This window comes from Bacillus sp. BP-3, from assembly GCF_028401955.1.
Lineage (GTDB): Bacteria > Bacillota > Bacilli > Bacillales > Bacillaceae_G > Bacillus_A.
In genome coordinates this window covers 141,270-156,545 of sequence record NZ_JAQOTJ010000001.1, presented here as the reverse complement: position 1 = coordinate 156,545, position 15,276 = coordinate 141,270, and the positions used below count along the sequence as shown (strand labels likewise).

Annotated in this window: 17 protein-coding genes; 5 read left to right on the top strand and 12 right to left on the bottom strand. The window is 33.5% G+C overall.

Annotation, left to right across the window (positions count from 1 at the left end):
- Nucleotide 1: 1 nt before the first annotated feature.
- Complete coding sequence (locus tag PLX19_RS00830) at nt 2-577, bottom strand: sulfurtransferase TusA family protein (RefSeq protein WP_272186623.1); 576 nt, start codon at nt 575-577, stop codon at nt 2-4.
- A gap of 52 nt (nt 578-629) precedes the next feature.
- A complete protein-coding gene (locus PLX19_RS00825; RefSeq protein WP_272186622.1) occupies nt 630-926 on the bottom strand; it encodes a rhodanese-like domain-containing protein in 297 nt (98 codons plus the stop codon).
- 444 nt (nt 927-1,370) lie between these two features.
- Between PLX19_RS00825 and lgt the strand changes: the two genes are divergently transcribed.
- The 4 genes from lgt to PLX19_RS00805 all read left to right on the top strand — a co-directional run bounded on the left by lgt (nt 1,371) and on the right by PLX19_RS00805 (nt 4,293).
- Complete coding sequence (lgt, locus tag PLX19_RS00820; RefSeq protein ID WP_272186621.1) at nt 1,371-2,183, top strand: prolipoprotein diacylglyceryl transferase; 813 nt, start codon at nt 1,371-1,373, stop codon at nt 2,181-2,183.
- Between the two features lie 15 nt (nt 2,184-2,198).
- Nucleotides 2,199-2,585, top strand: a complete 387-nt coding sequence (locus PLX19_RS00815) for a YidH family protein (RefSeq protein WP_272186620.1) — start codon at nt 2,199-2,201, stop codon at nt 2,583-2,585.
- 681 nt (nt 2,586-3,266) lie between these two features.
- Complete coding sequence (locus tag PLX19_RS00810; protein ID WP_272186619.1) at nt 3,267-3,977, top strand: DUF421 domain-containing protein; 711 nt, start codon at nt 3,267-3,269, stop codon at nt 3,975-3,977.
- 211 nt (nt 3,978-4,188) lie between these two features.
- Nucleotides 4,189-4,293, top strand: coding sequence for a YjcZ family sporulation protein (locus PLX19_RS00805; RefSeq protein WP_272186618.1), 105 nt, complete (start codon nt 4,189-4,191; stop codon nt 4,291-4,293).
- A gap of 239 nt (nt 4,294-4,532) precedes the next feature.
- Here the strand turns inward: PLX19_RS00805 and PLX19_RS00800 are convergent, their stop codons facing one another.
- The 3 genes from PLX19_RS00800 to PLX19_RS00790 all read right to left on the bottom strand — a co-directional run bounded on the left by PLX19_RS00800 (nt 4,533) and on the right by PLX19_RS00790 (nt 9,324).
- Entirely contained in the window at nt 4,533-6,005 is a 1,473-nt protein-coding gene (locus tag PLX19_RS00800; protein WP_272186617.1) for a recombinase family protein, read from the bottom strand.
- A gap of 337 nt (nt 6,006-6,342) precedes the next feature.
- Nucleotides 6,343-6,909, bottom strand: coding sequence for a hypothetical protein (locus PLX19_RS00795; protein WP_272186616.1), 567 nt, complete (start codon nt 6,907-6,909; stop codon nt 6,343-6,345).
- A gap of 489 nt (nt 6,910-7,398) precedes the next feature.
- The gene (locus PLX19_RS00790; RefSeq protein WP_272186615.1) at nt 7,399-9,324 is read right to left on the bottom strand and encodes a heavy metal translocating P-type ATPase; all 1,926 of its coding nucleotides are present in this window, start codon (nt 9,322-9,324) and stop codon (nt 7,399-7,401) included.
- 435 nt (nt 9,325-9,759) lie between these two features.
- On the opposite strand from PLX19_RS00790, the gene PLX19_RS00785 reads away from it, so the two are divergent.
- Nucleotides 9,760-10,218: a DUF2231 domain-containing protein gene (locus PLX19_RS00785; RefSeq protein WP_272186614.1), complete on the top strand. Its 459-nt coding sequence runs from the start codon at nt 9,760-9,762 to the stop codon at nt 10,216-10,218.
- A gap of 119 nt (nt 10,219-10,337) precedes the next feature.
- Here PLX19_RS00785 and PLX19_RS00780 read toward each other — a convergent pair whose 3' ends face one another.
- The 7 genes from PLX19_RS00780 to PLX19_RS00750 all read right to left on the bottom strand — a co-directional run bounded on the left by PLX19_RS00780 (nt 10,338) and on the right by PLX19_RS00750 (nt 15,131).
- Nucleotides 10,338-11,162, bottom strand: coding sequence for an arsenite methyltransferase (locus tag PLX19_RS00780; RefSeq protein ID WP_272186613.1), 825 nt, complete (start codon nt 11,160-11,162; stop codon nt 10,338-10,340).
- A 79-nt stretch (nt 11,163-11,241) separates the two neighbouring features.
- Entirely contained in the window at nt 11,242-11,823 is a 582-nt protein-coding gene (sigZ, locus tag PLX19_RS00775) for an RNA polymerase sigma factor SigZ (RefSeq protein ID WP_272186612.1), read from the bottom strand.
- A gap of 40 nt (nt 11,824-11,863) precedes the next feature.
- Nucleotides 11,864-12,145, bottom strand: a complete 282-nt coding sequence (locus tag PLX19_RS00770; protein ID WP_272186611.1) for a HesB/IscA family protein — start codon at nt 12,143-12,145, stop codon at nt 11,864-11,866.
- A gap of 27 nt (nt 12,146-12,172) precedes the next feature.
- Entirely contained in the window at nt 12,173-13,939 is a 1,767-nt protein-coding gene (gene arsA, locus PLX19_RS00765) for an arsenical pump-driving ATPase (RefSeq protein WP_272186610.1), read from the bottom strand.
- Between the two features lie 19 nt (nt 13,940-13,958).
- Nucleotides 13,959-14,318 carry an arsenite efflux transporter metallochaperone ArsD gene (gene arsD / locus PLX19_RS00760; RefSeq protein ID WP_272186609.1) on the bottom strand — a complete coding sequence of 120 codons (360 nt, stop codon included), beginning with the start codon at nt 14,316-14,318 and terminating at the stop codon, nt 13,959-13,961.
- Nucleotides 14,319-14,374: 56 nt separating this feature from the next.
- On the bottom strand, nt 14,375-14,776 hold the full coding sequence (gene arsC / locus PLX19_RS00755; RefSeq protein WP_272186608.1) for an arsenate reductase (thioredoxin): 402 nt from the start codon (nt 14,774-14,776) through the stop codon (nt 14,375-14,377).
- Between the two features lie 25 nt (nt 14,777-14,801).
- Complete coding sequence (locus PLX19_RS00750; RefSeq protein WP_272186607.1) at nt 14,802-15,131, bottom strand: ArsR/SmtB family transcription factor; 330 nt, start codon at nt 15,129-15,131, stop codon at nt 14,802-14,804.
- Between the last annotated feature and the right edge of the window lie 145 nt (nt 15,132-15,276).

Genomic DNA, 15,276 nt, shown 5'->3' with positions numbered 1-15,276 from the left:
GTTATTTATTGATACCTACCATTTTACTAGTCCATTCACTCATACCTGGCACAACATTCATTACATTCGCAAATCCCTTTTCTGTTAATTTTCGTGATGCTAGATCACTTCGATTCCCTGTACGACACACAACAAAGATTTCGTCTTTTTTATTTAGTTCATCAAAACGTTCTTCTAATTCACCTAAAGGAATAGAGATGGCATTTGGAATATGATTAAAAACATATTCTGCGGTTTCTCTTACATCGAGAACAACAATATTCTCATTAGCTTCAAGTCTTTTTTCGAAATCTTCATTATTAATCACATTTGGATGCTTTTTTTCATTTGTCTCATTATTAGAAGACTTTCTTAGATAATGCTTTAACATTTCTCCTTCTTCAATTGTTCCTAAATATTGATGTCCTGAACTTTCAGTCCATGCTTTTATGTCCGCCTTTGATCCTTTATCTGTAGCTTGAACCTCTAATACTTGCCCTGCTTCTAAATTATTCATTGCTTTTTTTGTTTTTACGATCGGCATTGGACATGCTAATCCTTTTGCATCTAAAATTTCATTTACTTTTATGCTTCCCATCATAAACCTCCATCCTATATACCTATACGGGTATATATTTATTTAAAAAAATTTATTCTGTTTTACCTTTCCAAGCAAGCATTCCACCTGTCATATTCATTACAATAAATCCATGATTTTCAAGAAATTGTGTAGCACGACCGCTTCTGCCTCCCGAACGACAAACCATGATATATTCTTTCGATTTATCTAATTCATTCATACGAAACTCAATGAGTCCTAAAGGGATGTTTACTGCCCCTGGGATTTTGCCAGCCGCTACTTCATCCACTTCGCGTACATCAATAATATTTAATTTCTTTCCTTCGTTTAATACTGCTTCTACTTCTTTTACAGCTATTTGTTTCATACCTTCACCTCCATATACCCCTACGGGTATAATATTAATCAAAATAAAATAGAGTGTCAACTCTTTTGTGTTAGTTTTTTATTAACAACTTAATTACTTCTTTGACTATTTGTTTCTATATTTTTAGACATTATTTTATATACGATGACCTAAAAAACTTCTGTCTTAAAAGATTAATTTAAAACAAAAGGAATAGCTTTAACAAATACAACAATATACCTATAGGGGTATAATGTCAAATATACTTTTTAGCTTCTTTACTTGGTAGGTTTTAACACAAACTTTTTGTTTTTAAAAAGAGAAAAAGCTTAATCCTTGATGAATAAAATTTACAGTTATGTATTTTTTACAATTGTAAACTTTCAGATTTGTTATAATGAAATGGATTTAATACATTGCACATGTTCTAAAAAGATATTGTATGATGAAAGGCGGAAACTTTACATGACAGAACATATTAAACCATTGGATCCAATTGCATTTCAATTTGGACCTATTTCTGTTCATTGGTATGGAATTATCATTGGTATAGGAGTTATACTTGGAATTTTATTAGCTAGCAAAGAAGGAAACAGAAGAGGAATTTCTTCAGATTTAATTTTAGATTTGATTATGTTAGCTCTTCCTATTGCAATACTTACTGCTCGAATTTATTATGTCGTATTTGAATGGGGTTATTATAAAAATCATCCAAGTGAGATTATTGCTATTTGGCATGGTGGTATTGCAATTCATGGTGGAATCATTGGAGCAGTTTTGACTTCTATTTGGTTTTGTAAAAAGAAAAAACTATCTTTTTGGAAGTTAGCTGATGTATTAGCACCTAGTTTATTACTTGGACAAGCAATTGGACGATGGGGAAACTTCATGAATCAGGAAGCACATGGGGAACCTACCTCTAGAGCTTTTCTTGAATCTCTTCATTTACCAGAATTTATTATTAATCAAATGAATATTCATGGCACATATTATCAACCAACTTTTTTGTACGAGTCTATTTGGAGCTTTATTGGTGTAATAGGATTACTTTTGTTAAGAAGAGTGAATGTTAGAAGAGGTGAAATATTTTTAACATACCTGATCTGGTATTCAATTGGAAGATTTTTTATCGAAGGAATGCGTACAGATAGTTTAATGTTGACTTCTCACATACGAATTGCTCAATTAGTATCTCTTATTTGTATCATTGGAAGTTTGTTTATTATGTGGTATAGACGTAAAAAAGGATATGCTGTCTTTTCATATAACTCTGATTGATTGGAGAAATTTTTAATGAAACAGCCTGATACAAAAGAAAAGTTATTAGAAACCATAGATTCTAAATACATTCAACAACATTTAGCAAATGAAAGAACATATTTAGCATGGATACGCACCGCTATTACAATTTGTGGTCTGGGTTTTCTTGTAGCGAATTTACATCATGCCATACGCGGGGAACTTACGCAAGTGTATAATGAATTTGCTACTGGAATTGGATTAGGTTCAATTTTATTTGGAATTGTAATTATTATTTTTGCAACAATCAATTATCTTGATAAACATAAAAGGATTAATTCTCAGACATTTAAACCCCCTAAAACATTGATTATATGGGTGTCTTTATTAGTTATGATAACCATTATAATCATTGCATTTTATTTTATGTTGCTGGTATAAGAAAAAAGTGTTCATTTCCGCCAGACGTTCCCATTTGAAAAGGGTTCAGCTGAAAAACGTGTTAAAACGAATCATATTCTGTTTTTTAATTTCTATTTATCACTTTTTTGTGAAACTAACTCTCTAACATAAAACTCATACTAAGCAAATTTAACGAAGAAAAAGCTAATTTCTTGTACACTAAAGAAATTAGCTTTTTCTTCGTTAACTGAATAATTTTTTTGGAAGAAGATTATAAAGAAACTACTGAAACAAACTCTTATTTCAGTAGTTTGGTCTTTCATACAATCTTAGAAAAAGTCATGTATAAAAAACACCTTAGAGAACAAAATGGAATTTAGAAAGATTTTCTCGTTTGCTGTTGAATTCCTGCGTAACAACTCAAAAGTATTTCTGTTTTTAAAGAGAAATTAAATAAGAAAATTAGGGACTTCACTCTTAACACATTTACATTGGGATACTTTTTAATATGGAATAGTATTCATCACGTATGTAACATGAAAACAATCTATATTTTCGTTATTATTCATAAAATCCAGTATTTTATCTATAAAAGGTTTGAAACTAACATTGTTACGTATTATTTTTGTGACAACTTTTCATTACACACCTTTCAGGCTTTTTTTAACAAAGAGTTTAAAACATATGATAGTAAGTAAAAGATTGAAAGGAGACACAAAATTGATTACAGCTTTAGAAGTCATAACCCGAACTCTTATAGCAGCTGTTTTGCTTGTATGTATTGCTCAATTACTTGGAAAACAAATTATTTCACGAATGACTTATCATGATTTTATTGTTTCAATTATGTTAGGAACTATTGCAGGAAATTTAACATTTAATACTTCAATACATTCCCGAAATTTTATTATTGCATTAATAACCTTTAGTGCTATTATGTTCATTTTCGCTTTAATTTCACTCAAAAATAGAAATGCTAGGGCATTACTTTCTGGAGAGCCCACTGTAGTTATCCAAGATGGAAAAATACTTGAGAAAAATATGGAGAAATTAAAATTTACAATCGATTCGTTAAATCAAGCTTTAAGAAACAAAGATGTATTTGATATTGATGAGGTAGAATATGCTATTATCGAAACTAACGGAAACTTATCAGTATTAAAGAAGCCTGAGCATAAAAATGTAACCAAAAAAGACTTGGGAATTTTTAATCCTATCAAAGCATCTTTTCCTATTGAATTAATTATGGATGGTCAAATTATTGATAAAAATTTTACTCAAAACAATCTAACAAAAAATTGGTTATTTACCGAATTAGCACGACGAGGATTGACCCTTCCTGATGTTTCATATTGCGTTCGAGGAACAAATGATCAATTATATTTTGATTTATATAAAGATAAGATTACCTCTCCTGTTGATATAGAATAATCACAAATAAGAATATCAAAGTAGTACAAAATTATAAGATTGCAAAAACACATGATAGAAAACAAAATAACAGCAACATTTTTGTTCATCTCTGAAATCTTTGCTTTTATACACAGAGACTTGCACTGTGTATAACATTACAACATAAGAAGTTTTAAATTCGCCGTTTACCTCGCATAGTTTGACTTCCTTATCTAAAGGAGGAGTTTATATGGGTTTTGGAGCTGGATGTGGTGGCTTCGCCTTATTAATTGTTTTATTCATTTTGTTAATCATCATTGGATGTAGCTGCTTTGGAGGCGGATATGGCTATTAAAAAAGACACTCATTTTGAGTGTCTTTTTTAATATTTTTACATACATTAAGTACCCCCTAACGTATATTATCAATGACTAATTCATAAATACCATCTTCGTAATTGAATGAATTTTGTAATTTTCACTTTAAATTATCTTATTTTTCTACATGACTATTCTATCTCGTAGTCATTACATTTTTAGGAACGATAACCTTGCCGCAAATAAAAAGAAGATAGATGAAATCACATCCCCTGTCTTACGGACTCTCAAACGTATATGTAATATCCACCGTCCCATCTTGATGAATACTAATTTTTTGAATCAACGTCTGGAATACATGGATCAAATCTTGCTCTTGGTATTGCAACTGCGCAAAAGCTTGTTTTATTGTTTTAATATCCATTTGCACAGCATCACTATTTTGTATGATAAGTAATTCATGAGTCGCTTTCGTTATTTCTATTTCAAGATCGTTCCGTTTTTTTTCAAATTCTTCTTTATTGATAAGTCCTTCCAAATACAGATCCAGTAGCGCCTTTTTCTTTTGTTCGTTCACTTTCATAAGCTGTTGTAACTTTTTTATCTTTTTCTCTTGTCCCTCTTCGACATTACTTTGAAGTTTTAAAGTAATAGACTCTCCTTTTTTCACTAACAAATCAATAATGAACTGACGAAAATCATGGTATTGAATAGGCACATGGTTTACACAACCATGCTTCCCAGCTCTTCTATATTGTGAACACTTTAAATATTTCCATTCTGTTCGTTCCCCATTTTTCTTTTTCAAATGAGATTGTACAATAACCATATTCGAACCACAGACTGCACATTTTGCTAAATTACGAAATTCATTCCAGGCTGTAATTTTCGTTTTATTATCCGTTATATTTTTCTCATTAACTTGACTCCAAGTTTCTTCATCTACAATCGCTGGATGATGATTAGGAAAAACAAACCACTTTTCTTTTGGATTTCGAATTTGTTTTTTCTTACCACCAACTTTAACCGATGTATATTGATTCAAAATAAAAGTGCCTTTGTAAATAGGACTTCGAACAATTCTTTGCACAGATGTCATTTGCCAGACACTTTTATTTTTAGGTTTTATTCCTAATCGATTGAGCTCATTTGTAATTTTTTTAAATCCCCAACCGCTGTTATACCAATCATAAATCCTTTTAACGACGTTTGCTTCTTCTTTATTAATGACTAACTTTTGATTTATACGATCATATCCATACGGTACCCTACCGATATGCTCCCCGCGGCGTACTTTTACTGCTAAAGCTGCAGTAATACTAGAAGAGAGAGTTCTACTATATTGAGCAGAAAACAATGACCACAGCTCAAACGCCATATCATTTTTCCCTGCTTTTACAGAATCATACCCTTCCTCTACAGAAATAATCCGAACATTATGAGCGAGAAATACTTCCCTGATCTCCAATGAGTCCTTTAGGTCACGCGCCAAACGAGAAATAGATTTAAAAACAACCATATCAATTTCTTTCGCTTTTGCCTTTTGCAATAATAATTGAATAGCAGGACGATCTACGAATAAAGTACCGCTTATTCCTTCATCTTTAAAAACACGTTTTTCATCCCATCTAAATCCATTCCGCTCTAACCAATTTCGGCAGATATCTATTTGGTTTTCGACAGATGAAACTTGTTCATCTCGGTCAGTTGATACACGAACATAAACTGCATAAGACTCCAATTCTTTCACCTTCCCATCCCCGAACCACCAGACTACCGAACATCATACAAAGCACTTTTACTGTAACGTTTCTTCTTTTATAAAAGATATGACACATTACCTTTCTTTCATTACTAAAAGGAAAAACAGTTCGTTTTAATATTAGTATGTCTTTAACTACGCAATGAATTCATTTTCATAAATATTATTTACAAAAATGAATTTTATATAAATAAAAAAGGAACTACCCTAGTTCCTTTTTTACAACTTCTAGTGTATTCCCATTAATGAGTTTTGGGAGATTTTTAGCATTTATCGTATACCCCCACTTCAAGACGCGTCTGCGTCTAAGTGGAGGTAGTTCAATTTAGAAAAACGTATGAATCAGCATTGAACATACAAAAGCAAATGAAAGATAGTAATGCCAATTTTTATCTTTTCGTTTGTATCGTAGAAATCCCAATGTTCCTAATGCAAGAAATAAAATATACGAAATAACGCCTGATATAGACACTGCATCTGTTTTCCATTCATAAAATACCATAATGAATGAGTGGACAGTAATTAATGCGAATGCAAGAACTGCAATAGGAACATGAAATAACTTCACCCACTTCAAAATTTTTGAAATGAGTGCTTTGATCTCTTTGCCTAATTTTATTTTTTTGAGTCTTAATAAAAAATAAAGAGGAAACATGGCAAATGCAGCAAAAATACCAATTCGACCTAAAGAAGCTTTATTTTTAGCATAAGATTTCAAAGGACTTTTCATTTGGTGCTCATATTGATGGTTTACATCTGTTAATATATGTGTTGTTAATGAATCTCTGTGTTCAATTGTCCAAAATCCACATGCAAGAATAACGAAAGCTGCTATGATTGCAACATAAATTAATTTCCTCTCTTTTGGATTTTTAATCCACTGTTTTAGCATAAAAAAACTCCTAACTTAGTACAATAGTCTCTTATTGTACAGTTATAATATTAGATTATTCTTAAAACAAACTTAAAAAACTCCCATATTCATTTAACGATTTATCCGAAAGAATTCTCCTTCATCAAACGCGTGCAGGGCGATTACCCTGCGGTAGGGACGTCGCGAATCTAAGCCTGGTGACATGGGGTGTTAGCCCTGTGGATGACCCAGGAATAAAAGAGAAAGGTATTGTATCTTTCGAAGCCCTCACTTCAAGACGCATTAACATCTAAGTGGTGGGTAGTCGGATAATAAATAAAATTAAAATTTTTTTATCTTTGTTTAACTCTCTTATATTAAAGCTTTCATATAACAAATATTATATAACATTTGTTATATGAAAGACTCTCTTGGCTAAAGTTCAAACAACAAAATCGATCGATTGTTTTCCAAAACCAAATTTTTATTTTTAGATTTGATTTGTATCGCAAATCTATAATAAACATTTTATTTATTTTCTTTTAATAATCGTAATCCATTTAAAATAACAAGAATTGTGCTTCCCTCGTGACCGATAACGCCAAGTGGAAGGGCTAAAAATTGTAAGAAATTCGAGCAAATTAGCATTGCAATTACTGTTAGTGAAAAGATAACGTTTTGTTTTACAATACGATTCATTCGTTTTGATAAACGAATTGCTTGAGAAAGGCGAGAGAGTTCATTTTTCATCAGAACAATGTCAGCTGTTTCTAAAGCAACATCTGTTCCTCCCCCCATAGCAACACCGATACTTGCTGTGGCAAGTGCTGGAGCATCATTAATTCCGTCACCAACCATAGCAACTACACCATATTTTTCTTTTAGTTGTTTTACTGTTTCCACCTTTGTTTCTGGTAAACATGACGCATAAAATTCTTTGATGTTACTTTCAGAGGCAATTGCTTTTGCCGTTTGTTGATTATCACCAGTAATCATAATTGCTTCTACACCAAGGCTTTGTAAGTCACGAATTGCGGCAATCGTTTCTTGACGTAATGTATCTTTCAATGCGATTAGACCAAGAACTCCTTCTTCGTCACTAATATACACGACTGTTTTTCCTTCTTGTTCGAGTGTAGTAGCAATACCATCATGGAACAAATTCGCTTCTTCGCCAATAAAATCGGCTTTTCCGATTTTATAAGCTTTATTCCCAAGTGTCCCTTTTAAGCCGAATCCAGTTACATCTTCAACATTTTCTGGTTTTGTTAATTTAATATCGTATGCATGTTCGGCATGTTTAACAATTGCTTCTGCTAATGGATGTGTTGAATGGCTTTCGATGGAGGCTGTGATAGACAATACCTCTTTTTCTGCTATGCCATTTCTCACATATACATCTGTTACAGATGGCTTTCCTTGTGTTAATGTGCCTGTTTTATCAAAAGCAATTGCTTTTACAGAAGCAAGTCGCTCTAAATGAATGCCACCTTTAAATAAAATACCATGACGTGCTCCGTTAGAAATAGCAGCTAGCGTAGCCGGTGTAATCGCTGCTACAAGTGCGCAAGGAGATGCAACAACGAGTAAAATCATAGCTCTATAAAATGTTTCATTCCAACTCCAATGTAATAAATAGTGTGGAACAAACATCATAAGAGCAACAACAATAAGCACGCCTTTTACATATGTTCCTTCGAATTTTTCGATAAAAAGCTGTGATGGTGATTTTTCACTTTGAGCACTTTGCACAAGACGAATAATTTTTTGGAACAATGTTTGATCGCTACGCTTCGTAATTTTCACTTCAATTGCACCGCGTAAATTCACAGTTCCAGCAAATACTTCATCACCTATTGTTTTGCTATTTGGGATAGGTTCCCCTGTAATCGCAGCCTCATCAATATTTGTTTCACCAGCGTAAACAATACCATCAGCAGGTAAACGTTCACCTGGTTTAATTAAAATAATGTCATCGATTTGTAATTGATCTACTGGAATGCGTTCTTCCGTTCCATTTGAAATACGTAAAGCTTCTTCCGGCTGTAAATCTAACAATGCTGAAATTTCTTTTTTGCTTTTACTTAGTGTATAAGTCTCCATTGCACCACTTAATGCAAAAATAAATATTAAAATTGCACCTTCTGCCCAGTAACCAATAATAGCGGCACCAATAGCGGCAAAAAGCATAAGCATCTCAACGTTTAAATCTTTTTCCTCAATCGTATCTGTAATACCTTCTTTGGCTTTTACGTAACCTCCAGTGAGGTATGCGAGAATATAAAAGATAATCCCAGCTGTTGTTACTTCGTTTTTTGTTAAGATCCAACCAGCTAAAATAAAAACACCAGATATAATAGCAAGGATCAGTTCATGGTGTTTTCCCCACATTTGACCCCAAGTTGAACGAGAAATATTGTTATTTGTTGATAATGTTTTTCCTTCTGAATTCATTCTTATTCGCTCCCTTGTCATTTTTTATTGAGAAAAAGAATCAAAATCGAAATCCCTATAAAACGACGAAAGCTGCCATCCATATGGATAGCAGCTTTTTAAATAATCACACTATTTGTGGTTATTTGTTTTATAGTTATTCTTTATTACTATAGCATAGATTATTCTCGTTTGTAGTATTTTTTACACAGAAATCAAATGTTAAATATAAGAAACTTATTGGTCATTCATTTTGAGATAAGAACAACACACCACCATACAATAACAGAAATAAATAGCTTCAAATCAACAAAAATACACCATTTTATCACAAAAACATCCTAAATTTTGTTACAAAAATTTATCCTCATGACAAGGTTAATGTATTTTTAAAGAAATTTTAAAAATACGTTAGTAAAATTACCCATGTATATCTTTTCTGGAGGAGGAAAAATGATGTTTGAAGAATTGATTTCTCATATTCATCCTATTATGGTGCATTTCCCTATTGTATTAATTATTATGGCTACATGTTATGACTTATTTTTGATTATAATAAAACGGGAGCTTTCGCCGAAACAGGGTTTTTGGCTGTGGATCCTAGCTTTTATTTTTGCCTGGATTGCGGTTGGTACTGGGACAGAAGACGATGTCGGAGGAAATACAAATATTTTCAAGTATCATGAAAACTTGGCGGACCTTACTACTGTACTAACCTTTCTTGTAGTTGCTTTCCGTACCCTTTTTCTTTTTAAAAAGAAGCTATTTCAAAAATCTACACTGATTGTGTATTGTTTACTTTCATTAATATGTTCTAGTGCCATCCTTTCTGTAGGATATTTCGGCGGAAAAATGGTTTATGACCAGGGCATAGGCGTAAAAGTAAATAATACTTATGTAAATCCCCCAAAATAAGAAGTTTCTATCTTGTATCCCTTGATTATAAATTGCATTGATTTGTTCAATATCTCGTGCTTGTGCATTTCGAATTAACATTTCTCCATCCCCTTTTTCTTATAAAATCAGCCTATCCATTATGATGGATAGACTGATTTTGGTTTTATAGCTTCTATAACTGCCGATACAATATACTCGTCAACACTTTTACCTGGGACCCAATCTTTGATAAACTCCTTTGATTCATCTTTTGGTTCAATACGAATAGATTCAAAGCCAGCTTCTTCTAAATAAACCTTCAAATCATCAATATAAGATGCACCTGAAATACAACCTGAATAGAAACGTAAATCTTTTTGAATATTTTCTGGTAATTCTGCTGTGAGTACAATGTCAGAAATTGCTAAACGTCCACCTGAATGTAAGACACGAAATGCCTCATTAAATACTTGTTGTTTATCAGGCGATAAATTAATTACACAATTTGAAATAATAACATCCACTGAATCATTTGAAACGGGAAGGTGTTCAATTTCACCAAGTCGGAATTGAACATTTTTATAGTTGTTTTTTTCAGCGTTAGCACGAGCTTTACTTACCATTTCTGGTGTCATATCTACACCAATTGCTACACCTGTTTCCCCAACTTTTCTAGAGGCTAAGAAGCAATCAAATCCTCCGCCACTCCCAAGGTCTAATACAACTTCACCTTCTCTTAGATTTGCAATTGCTTGCGGATTTCCACAACCTAACCCCATATTTGCACCTAGTGGGACAGAAGATAATTCTTCTTCCGAATATCCTATCTTTGTTGATAGTTCCTTTAATTGCACATCCAGATTTTCTTCTGGTGAACAACAGCTTGGCGCACAACAATTACTTGCTTTATTTACTTTTAATGCAACTGTTTTATAATTTTCACGAACTGTATTTCGAATTTGATCTTTTTCAAGTTCTTTCATCGTTCTTACCTCATTTCTTTTTGTTTTCACTTAGTAAGACGAATGAAAATATATTTGGTCGCAACTTTTTTAAAAAAATTTACGATTCACAACATATTTCTTTTTTTTCGTAGTGAACAATGTTCCCATACTTATCTATTTCAAAACGACAGCAATCCTCTAATAAGGCTTTTAATTTTTGTCTTCCACGTTGCAGTCTTGATTTAGATGCTGATACAGAAATATTTAATCGTTCTGCAATTTCTTTGTGTTTTAAACCTTGAAATTCATACATAACCATGACCTGACGATATTTTTCTGGCACAAGTACAATAAAATCTTGTAAGCAAGAAGCGATATCTTGATTCGCATTTTCCTCATCATCTTCTGTTACAAATTGATTGAATTCGTAAACCATATTATATTCTGTTTGTGGGCGACGATAATAATCAATAATGGTATGATTTGCAATTTGAAATAACCATGATTTTAATTTTGTATCATCTTTCAATTGACCAATACTCTTCTGAATTTTTATAAATACATTTTGCAAAATGTCTTCTGCATCACCCGTATTAGAAACTTTTCGTTGAATAAAATATAGTAAACGATCACTAAACTCCATCCAAATATACTCCATACTTCGTTGCATATAAGACCCTTCCTCCTTGGTTTGCATCATACGAAAAAGTCCCCTTGTACAAGGAGACCTTTTCCCATCTTTAACAGCAGCTTTCTCCGCCGTGGAAGACTAATCCTGCTTCTTCTCCTGCGCCTTCAAAATCAAGGGTAAACTTATTTACTGTCTCTAAAACCTTTTTATCTATTGCAACCTCTAGCCCATTAACTGTTTGTACAATGTCGTCTTCTTCTGCCATAGCTAATGACATTCCCCAACTTGGTCCACAACATCCAGCACCTTCAAATGAAAAACGTAATGTGGATACACCATGTTCTTTCATAATCTCTTCAATATATGCTTTTGCTCCATCTGTAATAATCATGTTATTATCTCCTCTTCGTTTATACTTTTACACTGTTAAGTGTTTTAAATTTTCATAGCCAACAATATCTTGTGCCTTCCAAGGAATCACCACATATTGTCCATTTGATCTTTTTTCAACCTCACGCATCCACTCTATTTCTGACATCGCTCTGCCATGTAGGATAGGATCTTTCGTATGCGTTGCATATAAACTTTGATTAATTACCCACCAGGTTGGTGTGATGTTTGCTCGTTTTAAATCTTCTTGCAAACGACTTGCTTCAAACACAGGCGTAGCTTCTGCCAATGTTACAATCACAACACCTGTTTCTTTTGGATTGCGAAGACGTGGTAATAATTGCTGTACTGAAACTGGAACCTCACCAGAGGAACGTTCAATTTCTTTATGATACGAATGTGCTGCATCAAGCAATAATAATGTATGTCCTGTTGGTGCTGTATCAATAACCACAATCTCGTTACTTGCCTTTTCTACAATGTTAGCGAACGTACGAAAAATCGCAATTTCTTCTGTACAAGGAGATCGTAAATCTTCTTCTAAATAAGCTAATCCTTCCTCATCTAACAACTCACTTGATTGATTCAAAATTTCTTTTCGGTACTTTTCCACTTCGACTTTTGGATCAATACGGCTTACGGATAAGTTGCCATGTACGGATTCATGGTGCATGACATAATCCAAGTGTGCTGCTGGATCAGTAGTCGTTAAATGAACCTTGTGTCCTTTTTCTGCTAAACCAACCGCAATCGTAGATGCGACCGTTGTTTTCCCCACGCCGCCTTTCCCCATCGTGAAAATAACACGTTGACCAGTTTTGTGTATATTCTCAATCAAATCTTTTAAAGGTGCTGTTTTCATGTCTTCTGATTCTAATGTCATCACATCAGGTATCACACCGTTCATAAATAATTTGCGAAGATTTTCAATACCAGTGATGTTAAACGGCGCTAAAGGAACATCATAGGTAGAAACCTGTTTTAATTCATCTGGTATTTGTTCTAACGCCTTTGTTTGTCTATCATAAAAAGCTTGGGATACTTCATCCTCTTTCACATGATTTTGCATCGTCCCATTGATAAGTAGGACTTGGTTCTGCACCCCAATTTCCCCAAGTTCTTTTGAAGCCCTTGCAGCTTCTTGTAATGGAGATATGTCTGGACGTGTTACTAATACCAATGTTGTTTGTTCTCCACTAGACAGTGTGGCAACCGTTTCTTCATACAGTTTTTTCTTCTCACCTAATCCAGCCAATGGACCAAGACAAGAAGCACCATGTGTACTTTCTTCTAAGAAACCGTTCCATGCCGTTGGAAGTTGCAGAAGACGTAACGTATGTCCTGTTGGTGCTGTATCAAAAATAATATGATCATACTGTTTTGTTAGTTCTTTATTTGTTAGTAAAGATGAAAACTCATCGAATGCTGCAATTTCAACCGTACATGCTCCCGACAGTTGTTCTTCCATTTGATTAATAACCGCTTCTGGAAGTTTCCCACGATAAGGACCCACAACACGTTCTTTATACTCACTTGCCGCTGTTTCAGGGTCTAAATTGGCTACGAATAAATTATTTACACTTGGAATTTCTAATGGTTGATTCGTTAGTTCCATACCAAACACATCTTGTAAATTCGAAGCGGGGTCTGTACTTACAAGCAACACACACTTTCCTTTATCAGCTAATGTGATTGCTGTCGCACATGCAGTTGATGTTTTCCCCACACCACCTTTTCCAGTGAAAAATAGAAATGGTGTAAATTGCATGGTTTGTGGGTTATATAAACGAGTCATGTCTACTCCTTCTTTCTCTTTACTTTTTAACGTTTAATCCTAAACGTACACGAGGCTTTTGAATTAACTCTTCTTCTGTTAACCCTGTTAATGCAACAAATTCATCATTTGATAAGTATTCTTTTTCTTTTACTACTTCACCATCAACAAGAGTAATAGGAAGCACTTCAGGACCTTTTTCCATCAACAATTTACTGATGATTTCATTGGATGCAAACGCATCTGGTTCACTCGCTAAGTTATAGCGTGTGATATCAAAACCTTTATTTTTCAAATTGTTAACAGCCACAGAAACTCGAATTAATTCTGGGTCTACACTTGGTCCACAAACACCTGTTGAACAACACATTGCTGGATCATAAATTTCAATTGTTTTCATAGTTCTTTCCCCTCCTATATAAGAAGCCGAGATGTTACCCTCGGCTATGCTTTTGATTACTCACCTGTTTCCGCAAATTTCTTAATGCGTGCACCAATCTCGTTACGCACACGTTGAAACACTGACCAATCTTGCCCTGCTGGATCATCAAATCCCCAATGCTCATGTTTCACATGAGGAGGAATTGTTGGGCATACGTCTCTCGTATGTCCACATAATGTCACAACAAGGTCTGCTTTATTTAAAATGTCGAGGTCGATTATATCTGATGTTTGACCTGTAATATCAATATTTACTTCATTCATTGCTTTAATTGCATTTGGATTCACGCCATGCGCTTCAATTCCTGCAGAGTACACACTCCATGTATCTCCTAGATATGTTTTTCCAAATCCTTCAGCAATTTGGCTACGGCAAGAGTTACCTGTACATAAGAAATAAATTGTTTTCTTTGTCATATCTGTTCATCTCCTAATATTTCAGTTAGTCACAGCAGTTATCATCACAAGTAGTTGCACCTTGAGGTAGGTCTACATGACGAATCATATCTTGAACCAATTCATAGTATTCACTTTCTATATTCATGGAGTAATAAATCCATTGTCCACGTCTCTCTTCTTTTACAAGCCCTGCATCTTTTAGCTTGCGTACATGTTGACTAATAGAAGGTTGGCTCATTTTGAATATATCTACAAAGTTACAAACACAATATTCTTGTTCATATACCATTCGCATCATCGCTAAACGTGTTTTATCTCCTAATAATTTTAGGATACTTGATACCTTTTCAATCTCTAATACTGTTTTTTGCATATCTCAACCCCCTCTTCTTATCATAAGTATATAAGCATTAGCTTATATGTTCAACTAAAAAATACTCGAAATATACACTCCTATATACTCATCTTTTCTTTTAAGTTCCCCTTTTCTTTTACAACATACTCATAAATCCGTTACA

Excerpts from the sequence above, each read along its gene's own strand:
- PLX19_RS00830 (WP_272186623.1), bottom strand. The coding sequence starts at position 577 with ATGGGAAGCATAAAAGTAAATGAAATTTTAGATGCAAAAGGATTAGCA.
- PLX19_RS00825 (WP_272186622.1), bottom strand. The coding sequence starts at position 926 with ATGAAACAAATAGCTGTAAAAGAAGTAGAAGCAGTATTAAACGAAGGA.
- lgt (WP_272186621.1), top strand. The coding sequence starts at position 1,371 with ATGACAGAACATATTAAACCATTGGATCCAATTGCATTTCAATTTGGA.
- PLX19_RS00815 (WP_272186620.1), top strand. The coding sequence starts at position 2,199 with ATGAAACAGCCTGATACAAAAGAAAAGTTATTAGAAACCATAGATTCT.
- PLX19_RS00805 (WP_272186618.1), top strand. The coding sequence starts at position 4,189 with ATGGGTTTTGGAGCTGGATGTGGTGGCTTCGCCTTATTAATTGTTTTA.
- PLX19_RS00795 (WP_272186616.1), bottom strand. The coding sequence starts at position 6,909 with ATGCTAAAACAGTGGATTAAAAATCCAAAAGAGAGGAAATTAATTTAT.
- PLX19_RS00790 (WP_272186615.1), bottom strand. The coding sequence starts at position 9,324 with ATGAATTCAGAAGGAAAAACATTATCAACAAATAACAATATTTCTCGT.
- PLX19_RS00785 (WP_272186614.1), top strand. The coding sequence starts at position 9,760 with ATGTTTGAAGAATTGATTTCTCATATTCATCCTATTATGGTGCATTTC.
- PLX19_RS00780 (WP_272186613.1), bottom strand. The coding sequence starts at position 11,162 with ATGAAAGAACTTGAAAAAGATCAAATTCGAAATACAGTTCGTGAAAAT.
- sigZ (WP_272186612.1), bottom strand. The coding sequence starts at position 11,823 with ATGATGCAAACCAAGGAGGAAGGGTCTTATATGCAACGAAGTATGGAG.
- PLX19_RS00770 (WP_272186611.1), bottom strand. The coding sequence starts at position 12,145 with ATGATTATTACAGATGGAGCAAAAGCATATATTGAAGAGATTATGAAA.
- arsA (WP_272186610.1), bottom strand. The coding sequence starts at position 13,939 with ATGACTCGTTTATATAACCCACAAACCATGCAATTTACACCATTTCTA.
- arsD (WP_272186609.1), bottom strand. The coding sequence starts at position 14,318 with ATGAAAACAATTGAAATTTATGATCCAGCAATGTGTTGTTCAACAGGT.
- arsC (WP_272186608.1), bottom strand. The coding sequence starts at position 14,776 with ATGACAAAGAAAACAATTTATTTCTTATGTACAGGTAACTCTTGCCGT.
- PLX19_RS00750 (WP_272186607.1), bottom strand. The coding sequence starts at position 15,131 with ATGCAAAAAACAGTATTAGAGATTGAAAAGGTATCAAGTATCCTAAAA.